The following is a 17,380-nucleotide window of genomic DNA, read 5'->3' on the forward strand; positions in this document are numbered from 1 at the left end:
CGCGCCCGGCGCCTTGCGGCAACCTTGGGCGACTACCGTGCTTCAACGTCCGGCGCGTGACTCACGAATGTAGAACCGCGCCTTCTCGGCCTTGCTGGTGCAACCTTCGAAGGCTTCGAACTGTTGCTGGGTCTTGGCCCCTGTGAGCAGTGACAGGGCCTTGGAATAGCTGACGGTTCCGGCCAGGCCCTCGGCCTTGGCCAGATCGAGTTCATGCCAGGCACCATCGAGCTGGGTGGCGCAGCTGTCGCGGTAGGCGGTCTTGCCAGCACAACCACTCAAGGCCAGTGCCACCAGTGGCACACAGATCCAGGCTTTCATTGATGACACCTCGGGAAAAACATCAGGGTAATGCTGGGTCAGACGGTATGCCATCTAAAAAGTGCCATTGCCAGGTCCACGGTTTGTCATTGTGGGAGTGGCACGTCAGTCCGGGCTTGCCAGTCGGTAGCCTACGCCAGGCTCGGTGACGATGAAGCGCGGCGCGGCTGGGTCGTCGCCCAGCTTCTGGCGCAGGTGGCCGACGACGATGCGCAGGTAGTGGGTGTCGTCGACATGGGTGGGGCCCCAGATATCCTTGAGCAACTGCTGCTGGGTGATGACGCGCCCTGGATGGCGCGCCAGTTGTGCCAGCACTGCATATTCCTTGCGGGTCAGGGCCACCGGCGCGTCGTTGAGGATGACTCGGCGCAACGCCAGGTCGACCTGCAGAGGCCCCAATTGCAAGGCAGACTCCAAGGTTTCGCTGCCGCTGGACTGACGCAACAGCGCACGGACTCTGGCGAGGAACTCCTGAATGCCGAAGGGCTTGGTCACGTAGTCGTTGGCGCCACCGTCCAGGGCCTGGACCTTCTGCGCCTCGCTGGCGCGGACCGAAAGCACCAGTACCGGCACGGCACTCCACTGGCGCAATTGCTCGAGCACCTGCTGGCCGTCCATGTCCGGCAGACCGAGGTCCAGCACCACCAGGTCGGGGCGCATCAGCGCGGCCTGGCTCAGGCCCTCGGCGCCAGTGCCCGCTTCGATCACCTTGTAGCCCTGTGATGCCAGGCTGATGCGCAGGAACTTGCGAATCTGCGGCTCGTCGTCGATGACCAGAAGTGTGTTGGCCAGGGCGTTGCTGGCCCCAGAGGTGCTGGAAAGGTTCATGCTCAGGTGTCCGGGTCTGCGCCCGGTTGAGCGCGCAATGGCAAGCATAAGGCGATGCAGGTGCCTTGGCCATCGATGCCGCTGGTCACTTCGACACGACCGCCATGGGCGCCAACCATGCCCTGACAGATCGCCAGGCCCAGCCCCGTGCCCTGCCCGCCCCGATCACCCCGGGCCGCGGTGTAGAACATGTCGAATATCTTCGCCCGCTCGGCTTCGGGAATGCCGGGGCCCTCGTCGCTGACCGCCAGCACCAGGCTGTCGTCGCGCACGCTGGCCGACACCTGCAGGCGCCCGCCCAGCGGCGAGAACCGAGCGGCATTCTCCAGCACATTGACCAAGGCCTGCTCGATCAGCGCCGCATGCACATGCAGCAAGGGCAGTTGCGCAGGCACCTGCACCTGGACCTGCAACGGCGCCAGGGGTGCGCGCAGCCGAGCCACGGCGCTGGCGACGATATCGCCGGCTGCCACCCAGTCCCGAGCCAGCTTGAGCGCGCCGTGGCCCAGGCGCGTCATGTCCAGCAGGTTCTGAATGTAGCGGTCCAGGCGCTCGGCTTCGTCACGGGTGACTTCGAGCAAGGCCTGGCGATCGTCCGGCGCCAGCGCCGTGTCCAGGGCCAGCAGGCTGTCGATGCTGCCGCGCATGGCCGTCAGCGGTGTGCGCAAGTCATGGGACACCGAGGCCAGCAAGGCACTGCGCAACTGTTCGGTTTCACCGTGCAGGCGCGCCGCCTCCAGATCCTGGGCCAGGTTGGCCCGCGCCAGGGCCTGGGCCACCGGCTGCACCAGGGCCTCGAGCAAGCGTCGGCCATGGCCGTCGAGCCGCCCGGGCTGTCGCTCGCTCACCGCCAGCAGCGCCAGCACCTGCCCTTCCAGGGTCAGCGGCAACCACCACCAGCGCCCGGCGGGCAACGTCGCCGTGCCCAGCCCAGCCGGCTGGGCATGGTTGCCGGCCCACTGCGCGGCGGCCAGTTCGGTGGTCGAGAACTGCGCTGTGTTGCTGTGGGCCACCTTCCAGCCCTGCTCGCCGCGCTCGAGTAGACAGATGTCCAGCCCAGGCCAACCGTGCAGGTGCTGCGCGGCAGCGCTGAACACCGCTTGGCGGTCGGTCGCCGCCGCCAGCAGACGGGACAGCTCCAGCAGCTGCGCGGTGTGCGCCTGGGTTTCGCGCAGGGCACTGAGTTGCTGACGCTGGCGTGCCGCCAGATTGCCCGTGAGCGCCGCCATCAGCAGAAAGAACAGCAGGGTCAAGACGTCTTCCTGACGCTGGATGCTCAGGGAGAAGTTGGGCGGAATGAACAGAAAGTCGTACGCCAGGAACGACAACGCGGCGCAGCTCAGCGCCGGCCCCGGGCTGCTGCGTACCGCCACCAGCAACACAGCGGCGAGAAACACCAGAGAGATGTTGGGCAGGTCCAGCACCTGCGCCACCGCCCAGGCCAGCCCGCTGGCCAGCAGCGTGGCGGTCAGCGCCAGGGCATATTCGCGCCAGCGTCCAACGGGCCGCGCACGGCGGGGTTGCGGCGCATGTTCTTGAGTCCGCGCCAGTACGTTGATCTCGATGCCGCTGGGCTGGCGCAGCAAGCGCTCGGCCAGGCCCGCGCCGAAGCGGCGTCGACGCGACTGGCCGACCAGCACCAGATTGGCGCGACGGTCGGCGGCATGCTGCAGCAAGGTCCTGGCCACTTCCGCATCGCGCAGCTCCACCACCTCGCCGCCCAGGCGTTCGGCCATCTGCTGGGCCAGCTGCAGGCGCTGGCGCGCCGCTTCGTCGAGCAGCGCGCCGTTATCCACATGGACCACCGACCAAGGCAGATGGCGGCGACGCGCGACGCGGCTGGCGTGGCGCACCAGGCGCTCGGCCTGCTCGTCGCCGGCAATGCCCACCAGCAGCCGTCCCCGGACGCTGGGCGCCTGCTGGCCGAGGCTGCGATAACCTTCGTGCAGATCGTCGTCGACCTGGGCCGCCGCGGTTTGCATGGCCAGCTCGCGCAGGGCGCTGAGATTGGTCTGGGTGAAGAACGCGTCGATGGCCGCCCGCGCCTGCTCGGGCACGTACACCTTGCCCTCGCGCAGGCGTTCGAGCAGCTCGCGCGGCGGCAGGTCGATCAGCAGCAGATCGTCGGCTTCCTGCACCACCCAGTCGGGCAGGGTTTCGCGCACCTGCACGCCGGTGATGGTCTGGACCTGGTCGTTCAGGCTTTCCAGGTGTTGCACGTTGACCGTGGTGTAGACGTCGATACCGGCGGCGAGCAGCTCCTGCACGTCCTGCCAGCGCTTGGCGTGGCGGCTGCCGGGGGCATTGCTGTGCGCCAGTTCGTCGACCAGCACCAGGGCCGGGCGGGCAGCGAGCACCGCGTCCAGGTCCATTTCCTCCAGCATCACGTCGCGGTACTGGCAACGCAGCAGCGCCTGCTGAGGCAGGCCGACCAGCAGCGCTTCGGTTTCTGCACGACCGTGGGTCTGTACCACCGCGGCCAGTACGGTGATGCCCTGACGCTGACGGGCATGGGCGGCCTGCAGCATGGCGTAGGTCTTGCCGACGCCGGGGGCGGCCCCCAGGAACACTTTCAAACGCCCACGCCCAGCGCTGGGCAAGGCGGCCAGCAAGGCATCGGCGCGGCCGGAATCACTCATGGCGCAGGCTCGTCATCATCGGGACTGCGACGGTAGCCGATCCAGCGCCTGGTTCAAAGCCAGTACGTTGACCACGGCCGGCCCGATGAGGGGAGATTCGGTATGTGCCTGCACCAGCGCGCGCAGGGTCGACTCGGCCAGGCCGCGCTCGCGCGCCACCCGTGGCACCTGGTAGTTCACCGCCGCCGGTGGCAGATGAGGGTCCAGGCCGCTGGCCGAGGTGGTCAACAGCGCCAGCGGAACCGGACCTTGCTGCGCATCGAACTGTTCATCGGCCTGCGCCAGCACGCGAGTGCCCAGTGCGGGATTGCTCGGCGCCAGGTTGCTCGCACCGCTGGCCAGTGTGGCGTAGTCCGCCGCCGAAGGCCGTGAATGAAACCAACGCTCATCGGTAAAGGCCTGGGCGAGCAAAGCGGAACCGCGCACCTCGCCCTGCGCATCGCGCACCAGGCTACCGTTGGCCTGGGTAGAGAATGCCAACTGGCCTACCCCCCACACCAGCAGTGGATAGGCCGCGCCAGTGAGCAGGGTCATCGACAGAATCAGGCTCAAGGCCGGACGCAACAAACTGTTCATCATTCAAGCTCCAGGGTCAGACCAGATGCAATGCAGTGAGGACGAGGTCAATGGCCTTGATGCCGATGAAGGGCACCACCAGGCCACCCAGGCCATAGATCAGCACGTTGCGCCGCAACAACTGCGCAGCGCTGTTGGCCTGCACCCGCACACCGCGCAGGGCCAGGGGAATCAACACGATGATGATCAAGGCGTTGAAGACGATGGCCGAAAGGATCGCGCTTTGCGGGCTGGCCAGGTTCATCACGTTGAGCACGCCCAGGGACGGATACACCGCGGCAAAGAGTGCCGGCAGGATGGCGAAATACTTGGCGACGTCGTTGGCGATGGAAAAGGTGGTCAGCGCGCCGCGGGTGACCAACAGTTCCTTGCCGATGCGCACGATGTCCAGCAACTTGGTCGGGTCGCTGTCCAGATCGACCATGTTGGCCGCCTCGCGTGCAGCCTGGGTACCGTCATTCATTGCCACGCCGACGTCGGCCTGGGCCAGCGCCGGTGCGTCGTTGGCGCCATCGCCACACATCGCCACCAGCCGCCCATCGGCCTGTTCCTGGCGAATGCGCGCCAGTTTCTTTTGCGGCGTGGCCTCGGCCAGCACATCGTCGACGCCGGCTTCGGCGGCGATGGCCGCCGCTGTGAGCGGGTTGTCGCCGGTCACCATCACGGTGCGGATACCCAGCTTGCGCAATTGCTCGAAGCGCTCGCGAATGCCCGGCTTGACCACGTCCTTGAGGTGGATTGCGCCCAGCAATTGCCGGTCGCGGCACACCAGCAGCGGCGTGCCGCCACTTTGCGCGATGCGCTCGATATGGTCGGCCAGTGCGGCCGGAAGCTGCGCCCTGGACTGGCCGATGTAGGCCAGCAGCGAGTCGACTGCGCCCTTGCGGTAGCACTGCTGGTCGAGGTCGACGCCGGACAGGCGCGTCTGCGCGCTGAACGGCACCGACTGCCAGCGCTCGGCGGGCGGCTCGTCGACGCTGAACACCGGACGGATGAACTCGACCACCGAACGCCCTTCCGCCGTTTCATCGCCCAGCGAAGCCAACAGCGCACATTCGGCCATCTGCGCATCGCTGACGCCGGGGGCGGCGTACAAAGCGCTGCACCGGCGGTTGCCGAAGGTGATGGTGCCGGTCTTGTCGAGCAGCAGCACATGGACGTCGCCGGCCGCTTCCACCGCGCGCCCGGACTTGGCCACGACGTTGAGGCGCACCAGGCGGTCCATGCCGGCGATGCCGATGGCCGACAGCAGGCCGGCGATGGTGGTCGGAATCAGCGTCACCAGCAGTGCCAGGAGGAACACCAGGGGCAAGCTGTGCCCGGAGAAGCGGGCAAAGGGCTGCAGGGTCACCACCACCAGCAGGAAGACCATGGTCAGGCCGATGAGCAGGATGTCCAGCGCCACTTCGTTGGGGGTCTTCTGGCGCTTCGCACCTTCCACCAGCGCAATCATCCGGTCCAGGGTCGATTCGCCGGGGTCGGTGCTGATCTCGATCAGCAGCCAGTCGGACACCACCAGGGTGTTGCCGGTGACCGCCGAGCGATCGCCGCCCGACTCGCGGATCACCGGCGCCGATTCGCCCGTGATGGCGGCCTCGTTGACCGCAGCGATGCCCTCGCGCACCTCGCCGTCGCCGGGAATCATCTGCCCGGCTTCGACGCGCACCACATCGCCCTTGCGCAGCACAGTGGCGGCGACGGTTTCGAAACTGCCGTCAGCGCACTGTCGGCGTGCCTGCAAGCCCTGGCTGCCCGCTTTCAGGCTGTCGGCGCGCGCCCTGCCGCGGCCCTCGGCCAAGGCTTCGGCAAAATTGGCGAACAGCAGGGTGAACCACAGCCACACGGCGATCTGTACGGCGACCGCGGCCGGCACCGCCGGGTCGGGCAGCAGGCACAGGCCAGTGGTCAGTACGGCGCACAACTCCACCACCAACAGCACAGGGCTGCGCAGCAGTCGCCGCGGGTCGAGCTTGACGAAGGCCTGCAGCAGCGCCGGTCGCCACAAGGCACTCAGGGTGGCCCCGGCGGGCGGTGATGGTTGCGTGGCAGCGGCAACGGTCGATCGGTTCATTGTCCAGGCCTCAGAAATGCAGGTTCAAGTGCTCGGCGATCGGCCCCAAGGCCAGCACCGGCAGGAAAGTCAGGCCGCCCACTATCAGCAGGGTCACGGTCAGCAGGGTGATGAACAGCAGGCCATGGGTGGCGAAGCTGTCGGCGCTGGGCGCACTGGCGTTCTTGCTGGCCAGCGCCCCGGCCAGGGCAAGTACCGGCAGGATGTAGCCGAAGCGCCCGATCAGCATGCCCAGGCCCAGCATCAGGTTGTGAAAGGCGGTGTTGGCGGACAGGCCGGCGAAGGCCGAACCGTTGTTGGCGCTGGCCGAGGTGTAGGCATACAGCAACTGCGTGAAGCCATGGGGGCCCGGATTGCTCACGGCGCTCGCCGGCCCCGGCAGGCTGACGGCGATGGCGCTGAGCACCAGCACGCCGACCGGCATCACCAGCAGGCTCGCCACCAGCCAGCGGACCTCGCGTGCCTGCAGCTTCTTGCCCAGGTACTCGGGGGTTCGACCGATCATCAGTCCGGCCAGGAACACGGTCAGCAGCACGTTGAGCAGCATGCCGTAGAGACCGGCGCCAACCCCGCCGAAAATCACCTCGCCGAGCATCATGTTGACCAGAGCGACCATCCCGGAGAGCGGGTTGAGGCTGTCGTGCATGGCGTTGACCGAACCGTTCGAGGCGGCCGTGGTGGTCACCGACCAGAGCACACTGGCCGTGGTGCCGAAGCGGCTTTCCTTGCCTTCCAGCGGAGCGGCCTGCTCGACCATGGCGCTGTCCAGCAGCGGGTTGGGTTGCTGCTCGGCATACAGCGACAAGCCGATGCCCAGCAGCAACAGGGTCAGCATGCAGGCCAGAATCGCCCGGCTCTGGCGCAGGTCCTTGACGTAATGACCGAAGGTGAAGACCAGGGCGGCCGGGATGGTCAGAATGGCTGCCAATTCGAACAGATTGCTCCACGCCGTGGGATTCTCGAACGGATGCGCCGAGTTGACCCCGAAGAATCCGCCGCCGTTGGTGCCCAACTGCTTGATGGCGATCTGGCTTGCAGCCGGGCCGAGCGGGATGGTCTGCGCGTTGCCTTGCAGGGTCAGCGCGTCCACGTACGGGGCGAACGTCTGCGGCACGCCCTGCCATAGGAGGAACACGGCCAGCAGCAGCGCCAGCGGCAGCAGGCCATACAAAGTGGCGCGGGTCACATCGACCCAGAAGTTGCCAAGAGTACTGGCCGAGCGCCGGCTGATGCCGCGACACAGCGCTACCAGCACGGCTAGGCCGGTTGCGGCGCTGAGGAAATTCTGCACACCCAGCCCGGCCATCTGGCTGAGGTAGCTGAGCGAGGTTTCGCCGCTGTAGGCCTGCCAGTTGGTGTTGGCCATGAAGCTGACGGCGGTGTTGAACGCCAGGGTCCACTCCTGGCCAGGCAGGTGCTGGGGATTGAGCGGCAGGTAGCCTTGCAGCATGAGCAGGGCGAACAACACGCCGAACCCGGCCAGATTGAAGGCGAGCAGAGCCAGGGCGTAGCGCTGCCAACTCTGCTGCTGTTGCGGGTCGATACCGGCGAACCGGTAGCAAAGCCTTTCCACCGGCTGCAGCGGTACGCTGAGCCAGGTGCGCTGGCCTTCCATGACTTTGTAGTAGAAACGTCCGAGCCAGGGCGCGGGCAGCAACACCAGGGCGAGGAAGGCCGCTATCAGTGCGAAATCGTGACTGTGCATGACCGACTAGCCTCCACTGGCGCGCAAGAGGGCGACGAGCAGGTACACGAACAAGCCGATGGCCAGCAGCAGGAACAGGCCGTCCAGAACAGACATGAGCAATATCTCCAGGCACGGCGGGCGCCGCTTGTCGACATTCTCCAAGGCTTGGGCGTAAAGGCGCGAGATCGATACCCCGGCGTCGCCGTAAAGAACGCGTAAAGATCGGTGGGTCACATCCTGCCCAGCGCGGCGCATGGGAACGCCGGGGCCGAACGGCTATCATGGCGGCCTTCCCTGCCCCCTGGAGCCTTCATGCGCCTGTTCCACACCTCCGACTGGCACCTCGGCCAAAGCCTGCACGGTCAGGAGCGCGACTTCGAACACGCAAGCTTCCTGCGCTGGTTGCTGCGCCAGCTCGCCGAGCGCCAACCCGACGTGCTGCTGGTGGCAGGCGATATCTTCGACACGGTCAACCCGCCCGTGCGCGCCCAGGAGCGCTTGTACAATTTCATCGTCAGCGCCCACGAGCAGCAGCCGCAGCTGACCATCGTGATGATCGCCGGCAACCATGACTCGGGTTCGCGCATTGAACTGCCTGGGCCGTTGATGCGCCGCCTGCGCACCCATGCGCTGGGCCGGGTGATGTGGCTCGAGGATGGCCGCCTCGACAGCGAACGGCTGTTGCTGCCGCTGCCCGATGCCAAGGGCGAAGTGCAAGCCTGGTGCCTGGCCCTGCCCTTCCTGCGCCCTGCCGAGGTGACCGGCGCAGCCCTGGGCGAGGATTACCTGCAGGGCATCGCCCGTGTGCACGAAATGCTGATTGCCGCCGCCAATGCCCGACGCTCGTCGGGGCAGGCGCTGATTGCCATCAGCCATGCGCACATGGCCGGCGGTTCGGTGTCGATGGAGTCCGAGCGCAGCCTGGTGATCGGCAGCGCCGAGGCCCTGCCGGCCAGCCTGTTCGATGCCAGCATCAGCTACGTTGCCTTGGGCCATCTGCACAAGCCGCAGAAGGTCAACGGCGAATCGCGCATTCGCTACAGCGGTTCACCCATCCCGCTGTCATTTTCCGAAATCGAATACCCGCATCAGATCCTCGAGATCGAATGCGCTGGCGAGCAACTGGTGAGTGTGGAACCGATCCTCATCCCACGCGCCGTCGACCTGCTGCGCATCGGCCCGGCGCCCTTGCCGCAGGTGCGCGAACAGTTACAGCAACTGCCGGACGTGGACCTGTTGGCCGACCTCCTGGGCTATCCCTGGCTGGAAGTGCGAGTGGTACTCGACGAGCCACAACCGGACCTGCGCCAGCACATCGAAACCGCCCTGCAAGGCAAGGCCGTGCGTCTGGTGCGGATCGCCGCCGAGTACGCCGGGCGCGCCAACGCCGACAACGAAGACGTCGGTGCCTTGATCGAACTGGATCAGCTCAGCCCCCACGAACTGTTCAGCCGCGCCTGGCTGGACAGTTATGGCAGCGAGGTGGACGAACAGACCCTGGATGACTTTGCTCGGTTGTTGCAGGAAGTGCAGTTGGAGGGCGAAACCCCATGAAGATCCTGGCCATTCGCCTGAAGAACCTGGCCTCGCTGGCCGGCCCGTTCGAATTGGATTTCACTGCCGAACCACTGGCCAGTGCTGGTCTGTTCGCCATTACTGGCCCCACTGGCGCGGGCAAGAGCACTTTGCTCGATGCCCTGTGCCTGGCCTTGTTCGGCGCCGTGCCGCGCCTGGGCAACGCGTCGCAGAGCGCCAAGGTGCCGGACGCCGATGGCGAGATCGGCAGTTACGACCCGCGCACCTTGTTGCGTCGTGGTACCGGGGCAGGCTACGCGGAAGTGGATTTCCTCGGCGTCGACGGTCGTCGCTATCGCGCGCGCTGGGAAGCCAACCGCGCACGGGACAAACCCGGCGGCAAGTTGCAGAACAGCCGGCAGTCGCTGCGCGACCTGGACAACGACCAACTGCTGGCCAGCCAGAAAGGTGAATACAAGCAACTGCTCGAGGCTCGCCTGGGGCTCAACTTCGAACAGTTCACCCGTGCGGTGATGTTGGCGCAGAGCGAGTTCAGTGCCTTCCTCAAGGCCGATGACAACGAGCGCAGCGAGCTGCTGGAAAAGCTTACCGACACGGCGCTGTACACGCGCCTGGGCAAGCGCGCCTTCGAAAAGAGCCGCGACGCCCGCGAGCAGCTCAAGCACTGGCAGGACCAGGCCACCGGTATCGCGCCACTGGCGGTCGAGGCCCGTGCGGCCCTGGACCTGGAGTTCCAGAGCGCCAGCGAGCAACTGCGCCAGCAGCAAGCGCGCCTCAAGGAGGTGGAACGGCAGCAGGAGTGGCACCGCGAAGACCAGCGCCTGACCGACGACTGCCAGGCGGCACGGCAGCAGGTGGAAGACGCGTCCCAGGCGTGGGAAGCAGGCGCCGAGCAGCGTTTGCAACTGCACATGCTCGAACAACTGGCACCGCAACGCTACTTGTTCGGCCGCGAGCAGGAAGTGCGCACCCAACTCCTGCCCTTGGCCGAACGCATCGAGCTGTCGCGTTCGCGGCAGCAACAGCAAGCGCTGCAGCGCCAGCAACTGGACGAGCAACGCGAACAGGCCGAGCGCACGCTGCAACAGGCGTTGGCGCAACAGGCCGAAGCGCAGCCCCGGTTGCAGCAGGCCTTCGACGAGCAGTCGAACCGGAGCCGATTGCAGGCCGAGCTAGAACCCCTGAGTCCGGCGCTGGCCGAAGCCGAGCGGCAGCTTTCGTCCGGGGCGCAGGCGTTGCTGGGCATGGAGCAGCAACAGGCCGAGACTGGCAAACGCCTGCAGCAGGTCGCCGATTCGCTCGAACGCAGCGCCGAGCTGGCACCGCTGGCCACCACCTGGAACGCCTACCTGCCACGCCTGCAGCACGTGGTGACGCTGAGCAGTCGCCTGCGCCAGGGTCAGACCGAGCTGCCAGACTTGCAGGCGCAGGCACACGCCACACAGACGAGCCTGGAAGCGCATCAAACGGACCTTGCCCGCGTCTTTCAGCATGCCCCGTGCGGCGTCGAGGTGCTGCCTGAGCGCTTGCAGCAACTGACCCAACGTCTGCAACAGCAACGCCTGGCGCTGCGCGGTGTACAGGAACTGGAACGGCTGTGGCAGCGGCGCAACGCTGTCCAGGAACGTCTTGAACAAGGACGCCAGCAGCAGGCCACCTTGCTGGCCCGGCGCGAGCAACTGACCGCGCAGGGGCTGGAGGTCCGCGCGGCCCACGAACAGGCCGAGCAAGCCCTGACGTTGACCCTGCAACTGCTCGAACGCCAGCGACTGGCCCGCAGCGAAAGCGTCGAACAGTTGCGCGAACGGTTGCAGCCCGAACAGCCCTGCCCGGTCTGTGGCAGTGTCGAGCACCCCTATCACGCTCCCGAGGCGCTGTTGCAGGCGCTATCGGCGCACGATGACGATGAAGAGCAACGCGCGCGCGCTGCGCTGAAGCCGCTGTCCGAACGCCTGATCGAGCTGCGTACCGAAGTCGGCGCGCTGATCGAGCAGCACAAGCAGCTCAAGGCGCAGGAGCAACAATTGCTCGACCAGCCGGATGGCGCCGAGTTGGCCCGGCATCCGCTCTACCCTGCCCTTGCCGACGCCAAGCAGGCGGATGACTGGCTGCGCGACACCGTGGCCAGCCACACTCGCCTGATCGATGAGGATGAACGGCAGCAGAACAGCCTGCTGGCCTTGCAACAGCAGGCAACCACCTTGCAGCGTGCCGTGGCGCAAGCCGGGGAAACCAGCCAGCAGGCGCGGCAGACGCTGCAGGCGCATCAGGCCCACGTTGACGCCGACCGGCAACGGCTCGACGAAGAGCTGCAGGCGTTGGCCAGCCAGTTGCCCGCCGCTCGTCTGCAGGCCCTGCGCGAGCAACCGGCACAGACGTTCATGGCGCTGGAGCAGAGCATCGGCGAGCGTCTGGCACAGATCGAGCAACGGGACGAGGAACAGGCCGAGTTCGACACCCGCGCGCGCCGCATCGAGCAGGCCCGCAGCGAGCATGCGCGGCACCAAACCGACTGCGAGCAGCAACGCCAGCGGGTCGCGGCACTGTCCACGCACCTGCAGACCTGCGAAGCACGGCTGCGCGAATTGCTGGGCGAGCATGCCCAGGCTGCCGCCTGGCAGACGGCCTTGCACGATCAGGTCGAGACGGCGCGCGAGCAGGAACGGCAAGTCGACCGCCAGCAACAGGATCTACGAACCCAGACAGTGCAGACCGCCAGCGCCCTGGAGGCCGACACTCAGCAGCAGGCCCAACTGCAGCGAGCCCTGGCCGACGTGCAGCAAGCCCTGCACGCCTGGCGCGAGCAGCGTCCGCAACTGGACGACGATGGGTTGCGGGCACTGCTCGCCATCGATGAAGCCCAGGTCGATGAGCTGCGCAGCCGCCTGCAAACCACGGAAAAGGCCTTGGAACAGGCGCGCATCCGCTTGCACGAACGCGAACAGCGCCAGCAGGCCCATCGCGCAGAGCTCGACGCGATAGCCAGCGTCGAAGCACTGGACGCACAACACGCCGCCCTGCTGCTGGACGCCGAACGGCAGGAACATCACTGCGCCGAACTGCGCGCCCGGCAGACCGAAGACCAGCGCCGGCACGGTGCCAACCAGGCCCTGCAGACGCAGATTGCCGAGGCCGATGCGCTCTACCAGCGCTGCGCGCGACTGGCGGCGCTGATCGGCTCGGCCGAGGGCGATCGCTTCCGCAAGATTGCCCAGGCCTACAACCTCGATTTGCTGGTGCACCACGCCAACGTGCAACTGCGCCAACTGGTGCGGCGCTACCGGCTCAAGCGCGGCGGCAGCATGCTCGGGTTACTGGTGCTGGACACGGAAATGGGCGACGAACTGCGCTCGGTGCATTCGTTGTCGGGCGGGGAAACGTTTCTGGTTTCACTGGCATTGGCTTTGGGCCTGGCGTCGATGGCCTCGAGCACACTGCGCATCGAGTCGCTGTTCATCGACGAAGGCTTCGGCAGCCTCGACCCCGAGTCGCTGCAGCTGGCCATGGACGCCCTCGACGGCCTGCAGGCGCAGGGCCGCAAGGTGGCAGTGATTTCCCACGTGCAGGAGATGCACGAGCGCATTCCGGTGCAGATTCAGGTGCGGCGCCTGGGCAACGGCTTGAGCAGCGTGCAGGTCACAGGCTGAGGCGGCGTTCCCCCGGTTGCGCGCACTGCCGCGCAGCCGGGGGTCAACGGACGACCATCACCGTGTCAGGAATTTCACGTCCGAGGGGGCATCCTGCGCGAAGCGCTGCACCGTCTCACCCAGCATGCCGGTGCTCGCATCGCGCTTGAGCACGGTGATCTGGTTGCTTTTCTGGTTGGCGATCAACAGGAAGTGGCCGGTAGGGTCGAGGGTGAATTCACGCGGATGATCGCCGTCCACGTCACGGCGCTGGATTTCCTCGAGCTGGCCATTGCCGGCTGCAACGCTGAACACCAGCATCTGATTCGCCGTGCCGCGGTTGCTCACATAGAGAAAGCGGCCATCGGCCGACAGGTGCAACGCGCCGCTGGCGCTTTGCTTGCCGGCCGTGCCCAGTTCGAGCAGTTGCTGGCGTACCAGGTTGCCGTCCCTGACGTCGAACATGGCCAGTTGGCCGCTCATTTCCAGGGTCAGGTAGGCGTGCTTGCCATCGCGACTGAACAGCAGATGACGCGGGCCACTGCCGTTCGGCAGCTGGACCGAGGCAGGTTGCGCCGGCACCAGTGGACGCTGGGCAGACTCGGGCTGGTAGCGGTACACGTACACCCGGTCAGCGCCCAGGTCGCTGGCATAGACGTAGTTGCCAGAGGGCAGCGATACCACCGAATGCACATGCGGCCCGGCCTGACGCTCGGGATTCACCTGGCTGGCAACGTGCTTGAGCTGTTGCACCACCTCGCTGAGCGTGCCGTTCTCGGCCACCTTGAACACGCTCAGGCTGCCACCTGGATTGGCGTTCACGGCATAGTTGGAAACGAACAGGTAGCGCCCGTCCTGGCTCAGGCTGGAATGGGTCGGTTCATCGCCCCGGGTGGCCACCTGGCTGACCTGGCTGAGTTCGTGGGTGTTGCCGCCCACTGTGAAACTGCTGACTTTGCCGACCACTTCTTTCTGCCCGGGGCCGTTTTCGTTGACCACGAACAGACGCCGCTGATCCTGGGACAAGGTCAGCCAGGAGGGGTTGGAACTCTTGAATGTTTGCCGTGGCTGCGCCTCGATCTGGCCGGTAGCGCTGTCGAAGGCATAGCGGTAGATGCCTTCGCTGGCGCCTTGGGTATAGGTGCCCACCAGCAGGTCGTATTTTTCGGCTGCGCCGGCGTGCAGTGAGGTCAGGACCAAACCGTTGACAAGCATAGATAGCAGAACTCGCTTCATGAAGGTCTCTCCGAGCCTGTTGTGAGTGGCCGATTTTTCGTGGCACCGAGTGTTGTAGCGGCAGCAGGAGCGAACGTGGATCGGACTCTAGAGACCGCCGCGTTCAAGCCTGGGTTTCATCTTCTTCGTCGCGGGCCGAAAACGCGCTGAGGCACGTCAGTTGGTGAGACACGCCGGCCTGGCTGATGACGAAGCTGTTCGGTTCGGCGCCGGGCTGGGCGACCTGCTGTTCTTGCAGGGTGAACTGCCAGCGCTTGAGTTCGCGGCCGTCCATGCACTGGATGTGCAGGGTGTGCTCCTCGTCGAAGGAAAAATCGAAGGCGTGCAGGGTGTCGATCAGCAGCATGTCGCAGGTTTGCAGCGCGATAGGCAGACTCATGGTCGGATCTCCGGGGTGATGTCCGACCATGATAACCGCGATGTGCGCCTCTGGCCTGCTCGCCCGCACGCGCTACAGGATGCCCACGCTGCCCGGCGTGAAGGCGGCCTCGGCCTGGCCGACGCTGTTCACCAGCGGCGCGCCGAAGGCGGGCAGGCTGATCTCGAACTGGTCACCCAGCTGGGTGACGACGCCGTCGGCGAACGACAGGGTGGCGGTGCCGAAGAAGTGCACATGCACGTCGCCAGGGTTGAGAAACTGCGCGTACTTGAAATGGTGGTACTCGAGGTTGTCGAAGCTGTGGCACATGTTCGCTTCGCCACTGAGAAATTCCTTCTCCCAGATCACCTCGCCAGCCCGGCGGATACGGCTGGTGCCGGACAGGTGCTCGGGCAGCTCACCCACGCGCAGCTCGGGGCCGTAGCTGCAGCTGCGCAGCTTGGAATGGGCGAGGTAAAGGTAGTTCTTGCGCTCCATCACGTGGTCGGAGAACTCATTGCCCAGGGCGAACCCCACGCGATACGGCCGTCGGTCCGGGCCGATCACGTACAGCCCACCCAGCTCGGGCTCTTCGCCGGCGTCCTCGGCAAACGGCGGGACCGGGAATGCCTGGCCGGGCCGCACGACAATGCTGCCATCGCCTTTGTAGAACCACTCCGGCTGCACGCCAGGCCGGCCTGCAGCAGGCTTGCCGCCCTCCACGCCCCACTGGAACACTTTCATGCTGTCGGTAACGGCGGCGTCACCGCTTTGCTGGTGCATCTTGTCGCGGGTGGCGGCGCTGCCCAGGTGGGTCAGGCCGGTGCCGGTCACCAGCATATGGGCCGGGTCGGGGTGATCCAGAGGCGCGAGAACGCGACCCTGTTCGAGCAGCTGCGCGTAGTCATGCTGTTCACCCAGGCCACACCCGTCCACCGCCTGGGCCAGGCCGTGGCCTGCGGCAATGGCGTTCATGGCCAGCTCGCGGACACTGTGGGCGCCGCGCACTTCGTGCACGCGGTCGCCATCGACCAACCCCACCCGACGTTGCCCGTCTTTCAATTCGAATTGCACCAGATGCATGATCGCTTCCTCTTGCTGAATTCAGGTACGGGCGCTGGCGGCGAACGCATCGGCCGGCAGCACGTGGCGGCGCTCCAGGAGCTGGTAGACCACTGCGGTCAGCAGTAGCCCGAACACCATCACGCCGCTGAGAAAATACAGGCCGCTGGCCAGGTTGCCGGTGTACTCCTTGAGTGCGCCGATCACGAACGGCCCGATGTAGCCGCCCAGGTTGCCCACCGAGTTGATCAGGGCAATGCCCGCCGCCGCACTGGCACCGGCGAAGAAGCGGCCCGGCAGGGTCCAGAACACCGCCGTGCAGGAGAACAGGCTGAACGCTACCAGGCACAAAGCCGCCAGCTGCGCCGCCGGCACACTCAGCCAGGCGCTTAGGAACAGGCCGACAGCGCCCAGCACGTACAGCACGGCCAGGTGACCGTAGCGGTCGTTGAGGCGATCGGAACTGCGCGGGATGAGCAACAGACCGACGATGCCGAATACATAAGGCACCGACGACACGAAACCGGTGGTCAGGTCACTGCCGCCGAACTGTTTGATCAGGGTCGGTAACCACAGGCCCAGGCCATAGATGCTCAAGGTGACCGGCAGGTAGAACAGCGCCAGCAGCAACACGCGAAAATCCTTGAGCGCGTGCAGTGGGTTGCCATGCCGGGTCTGCCCATAGGCCTGCAGGTCCTTCTCGAGTTCGTTGGCCAGCCAGTTCTTTTCCTCCTGGTTCATCCATTTGACCTGCTGCGGGCCGTCGGGCAGCCAGCGCAGCACCGGCCAGGTGAGCAGGATGGCCGGGGTGCCGATGACGATGAACAGCCACTGCCAGCCATGCAGGCCCAGTACGCCGTCCATGCCCAGCAGCGCACCGGACACTGGCCCGGTGATCATCATGGCGATGGGCTGGGACAGGATAAACAGGCCGAGGATCTTGCCGCGATGACGGACCGGAAACCACTGCGTGATGTAGTACAGCACGCCGGGGAAGAAGCCCGCTTCGGCAGCGCCCAGCAGAAAGCGCATGACATAGAAGCTGTGCGGCCCCTGCACGAAGGCCATGCCGATGGTGATGGCGCCCCAGGTGATCATGATGCGCGCGAACCAGCGGCGTGCGCCGAAGCGTTCGAGCATCAGGTTGCTGGGAATTTCCAGAAGAAAGTAGCCGATGAAGAACAACCCGGCACCCAGGCCGTAGGCCGCATCGCCGATGCCCACGTCCGCGCCCATGTGCAGCTTGGCGAAGCCCACAGCGGAACGGTCCACGTAGGCAATCAGGTACAGCAGGATCAGGAACGGAATCAATTTGAAGGTGATGCGGCGTATAAGCCCCAGTTCCTGGCTCATGGGATCGATCTCCACTTTCTTGTTCTTATGGTCGTTGACGTGCGACGGCTGTACGGACACTCGCCGGTGTCTCGCTGAAGCCTGCAG

General features: G+C 66.0%; 13 protein-coding genes. 2 read left to right on the forward strand and 11 right to left on the reverse strand.

The genetic code is table 11. The annotated features are described in order from the left end of the window. Positions 1-42: 42 nt before the first annotated feature. From ONG87_RS13955 to ONG87_RS13985, 7 genes are all read right to left on the reverse strand, one after another. Entirely contained in the window at positions 43-321 is a 279-nt protein-coding gene (locus ONG87_RS13955; RefSeq protein WP_122476107.1) for a hypothetical protein, read from the reverse strand. A 105-nt stretch (positions 322-426) separates the two neighbouring features. Then, the gene (locus ONG87_RS13960; RefSeq protein ID WP_264381450.1) at positions 427-1,149 is read right to left on the reverse strand and encodes a response regulator; all 723 of its coding nucleotides are present in this window, start codon (positions 1,147-1,149) and stop codon (positions 427-429) included. Positions 1,150-1,151: 2 nt separating this feature from the next. Next, complete coding sequence (locus ONG87_RS13965; RefSeq protein ID WP_264381451.1) at positions 1,152-3,788, reverse strand: sensor histidine kinase KdpD; 2,637 nt, start codon at positions 3,786-3,788, stop codon at positions 1,152-1,154. 15 nt (positions 3,789-3,803) lie between these two features. Next, positions 3,804-4,364, reverse strand: coding sequence for a potassium-transporting ATPase subunit KdpC (kdpC, locus tag ONG87_RS13970; RefSeq protein WP_264381452.1), 561 nt, complete (start codon positions 4,362-4,364; stop codon positions 3,804-3,806). Between the two features lie 16 nt (positions 4,365-4,380). Continuing rightward, positions 4,381-6,435, reverse strand: coding sequence for a potassium-transporting ATPase subunit KdpB (kdpB, locus tag ONG87_RS13975; protein ID WP_264381453.1), 2,055 nt, complete (start codon positions 6,433-6,435; stop codon positions 4,381-4,383). Between the two features lie 10 nt (positions 6,436-6,445). Further along, positions 6,446-8,140: a potassium-transporting ATPase subunit KdpA gene (gene kdpA / locus ONG87_RS13980; RefSeq protein WP_264381454.1), complete on the reverse strand. Its 1,695-nt coding sequence runs from the start codon at positions 8,138-8,140 to the stop codon at positions 6,446-6,448. Positions 8,141-8,146: 6 nt separating this feature from the next. Further along, the gene (locus tag ONG87_RS13985) at positions 8,147-8,236 is read right to left on the reverse strand and encodes a potassium-transporting ATPase subunit F (RefSeq protein ID WP_082223535.1); all 90 of its coding nucleotides are present in this window, start codon (positions 8,234-8,236) and stop codon (positions 8,147-8,149) included. 198 nt (positions 8,237-8,434) lie between these two features. Here ONG87_RS13985 and ONG87_RS13990 point away from each other — a divergent pair, with 198 nt between their 5' ends. Next, entirely contained in the window at positions 8,435-9,676 is a 1,242-nt protein-coding gene (locus ONG87_RS13990) for an exonuclease SbcCD subunit D C-terminal domain-containing protein (protein WP_192053113.1), read from the forward strand. Beyond that, positions 9,673-13,305 carry an AAA family ATPase gene (locus ONG87_RS13995; RefSeq protein ID WP_264381455.1) on the forward strand — a complete coding sequence of 1,211 codons (3,633 nt, stop codon included), beginning with the start codon at positions 9,673-9,675 and terminating at the stop codon, positions 13,303-13,305. The genes ONG87_RS13990 and ONG87_RS13995 overlap by 4 nt, the downstream gene beginning before the upstream one ends. Before the next feature lie 57 nt (positions 13,306-13,362). Here ONG87_RS13995 and ONG87_RS14000 read toward each other — a convergent pair whose 3' ends face one another. The 4 genes from ONG87_RS14000 to ONG87_RS14015 form a co-directional block, all read right to left on the reverse strand. Beyond that, positions 13,363-14,499, reverse strand: a complete 1,137-nt coding sequence (locus ONG87_RS14000) for a lactonase family protein (protein WP_301335545.1) — start codon at positions 14,497-14,499, stop codon at positions 13,363-13,365. A 124-nt stretch (positions 14,500-14,623) separates the two neighbouring features. Further along, positions 14,624-14,899, reverse strand: a complete 276-nt coding sequence (locus tag ONG87_RS14005) for a DUF5629 family protein (RefSeq protein ID WP_264381457.1) — start codon at positions 14,897-14,899, stop codon at positions 14,624-14,626. 72 nt (positions 14,900-14,971) lie between these two features. After that, positions 14,972-15,961, reverse strand: a complete 990-nt coding sequence (gene araD1, locus ONG87_RS14010) for an AraD1 family protein (RefSeq protein ID WP_264381458.1) — start codon at positions 15,959-15,961, stop codon at positions 14,972-14,974. Between the two features lie 21 nt (positions 15,962-15,982). Beyond that, positions 15,983-17,293 carry an MFS transporter gene (locus ONG87_RS14015; RefSeq protein WP_264381459.1) on the reverse strand — a complete coding sequence of 437 codons (1,311 nt, stop codon included), beginning with the start codon at positions 17,291-17,293 and terminating at the stop codon, positions 15,983-15,985. Between the last annotated feature and the right edge of the window lie 87 nt (positions 17,294-17,380).

It is taken from the genome of Pseudomonas sp. MM227, from assembly GCF_947090715.1.
In the GTDB taxonomy this organism is placed as follows: Bacteria; Pseudomonadota; Gammaproteobacteria; order Pseudomonadales; family Pseudomonadaceae; genus Aquipseudomonas; species Aquipseudomonas baltica.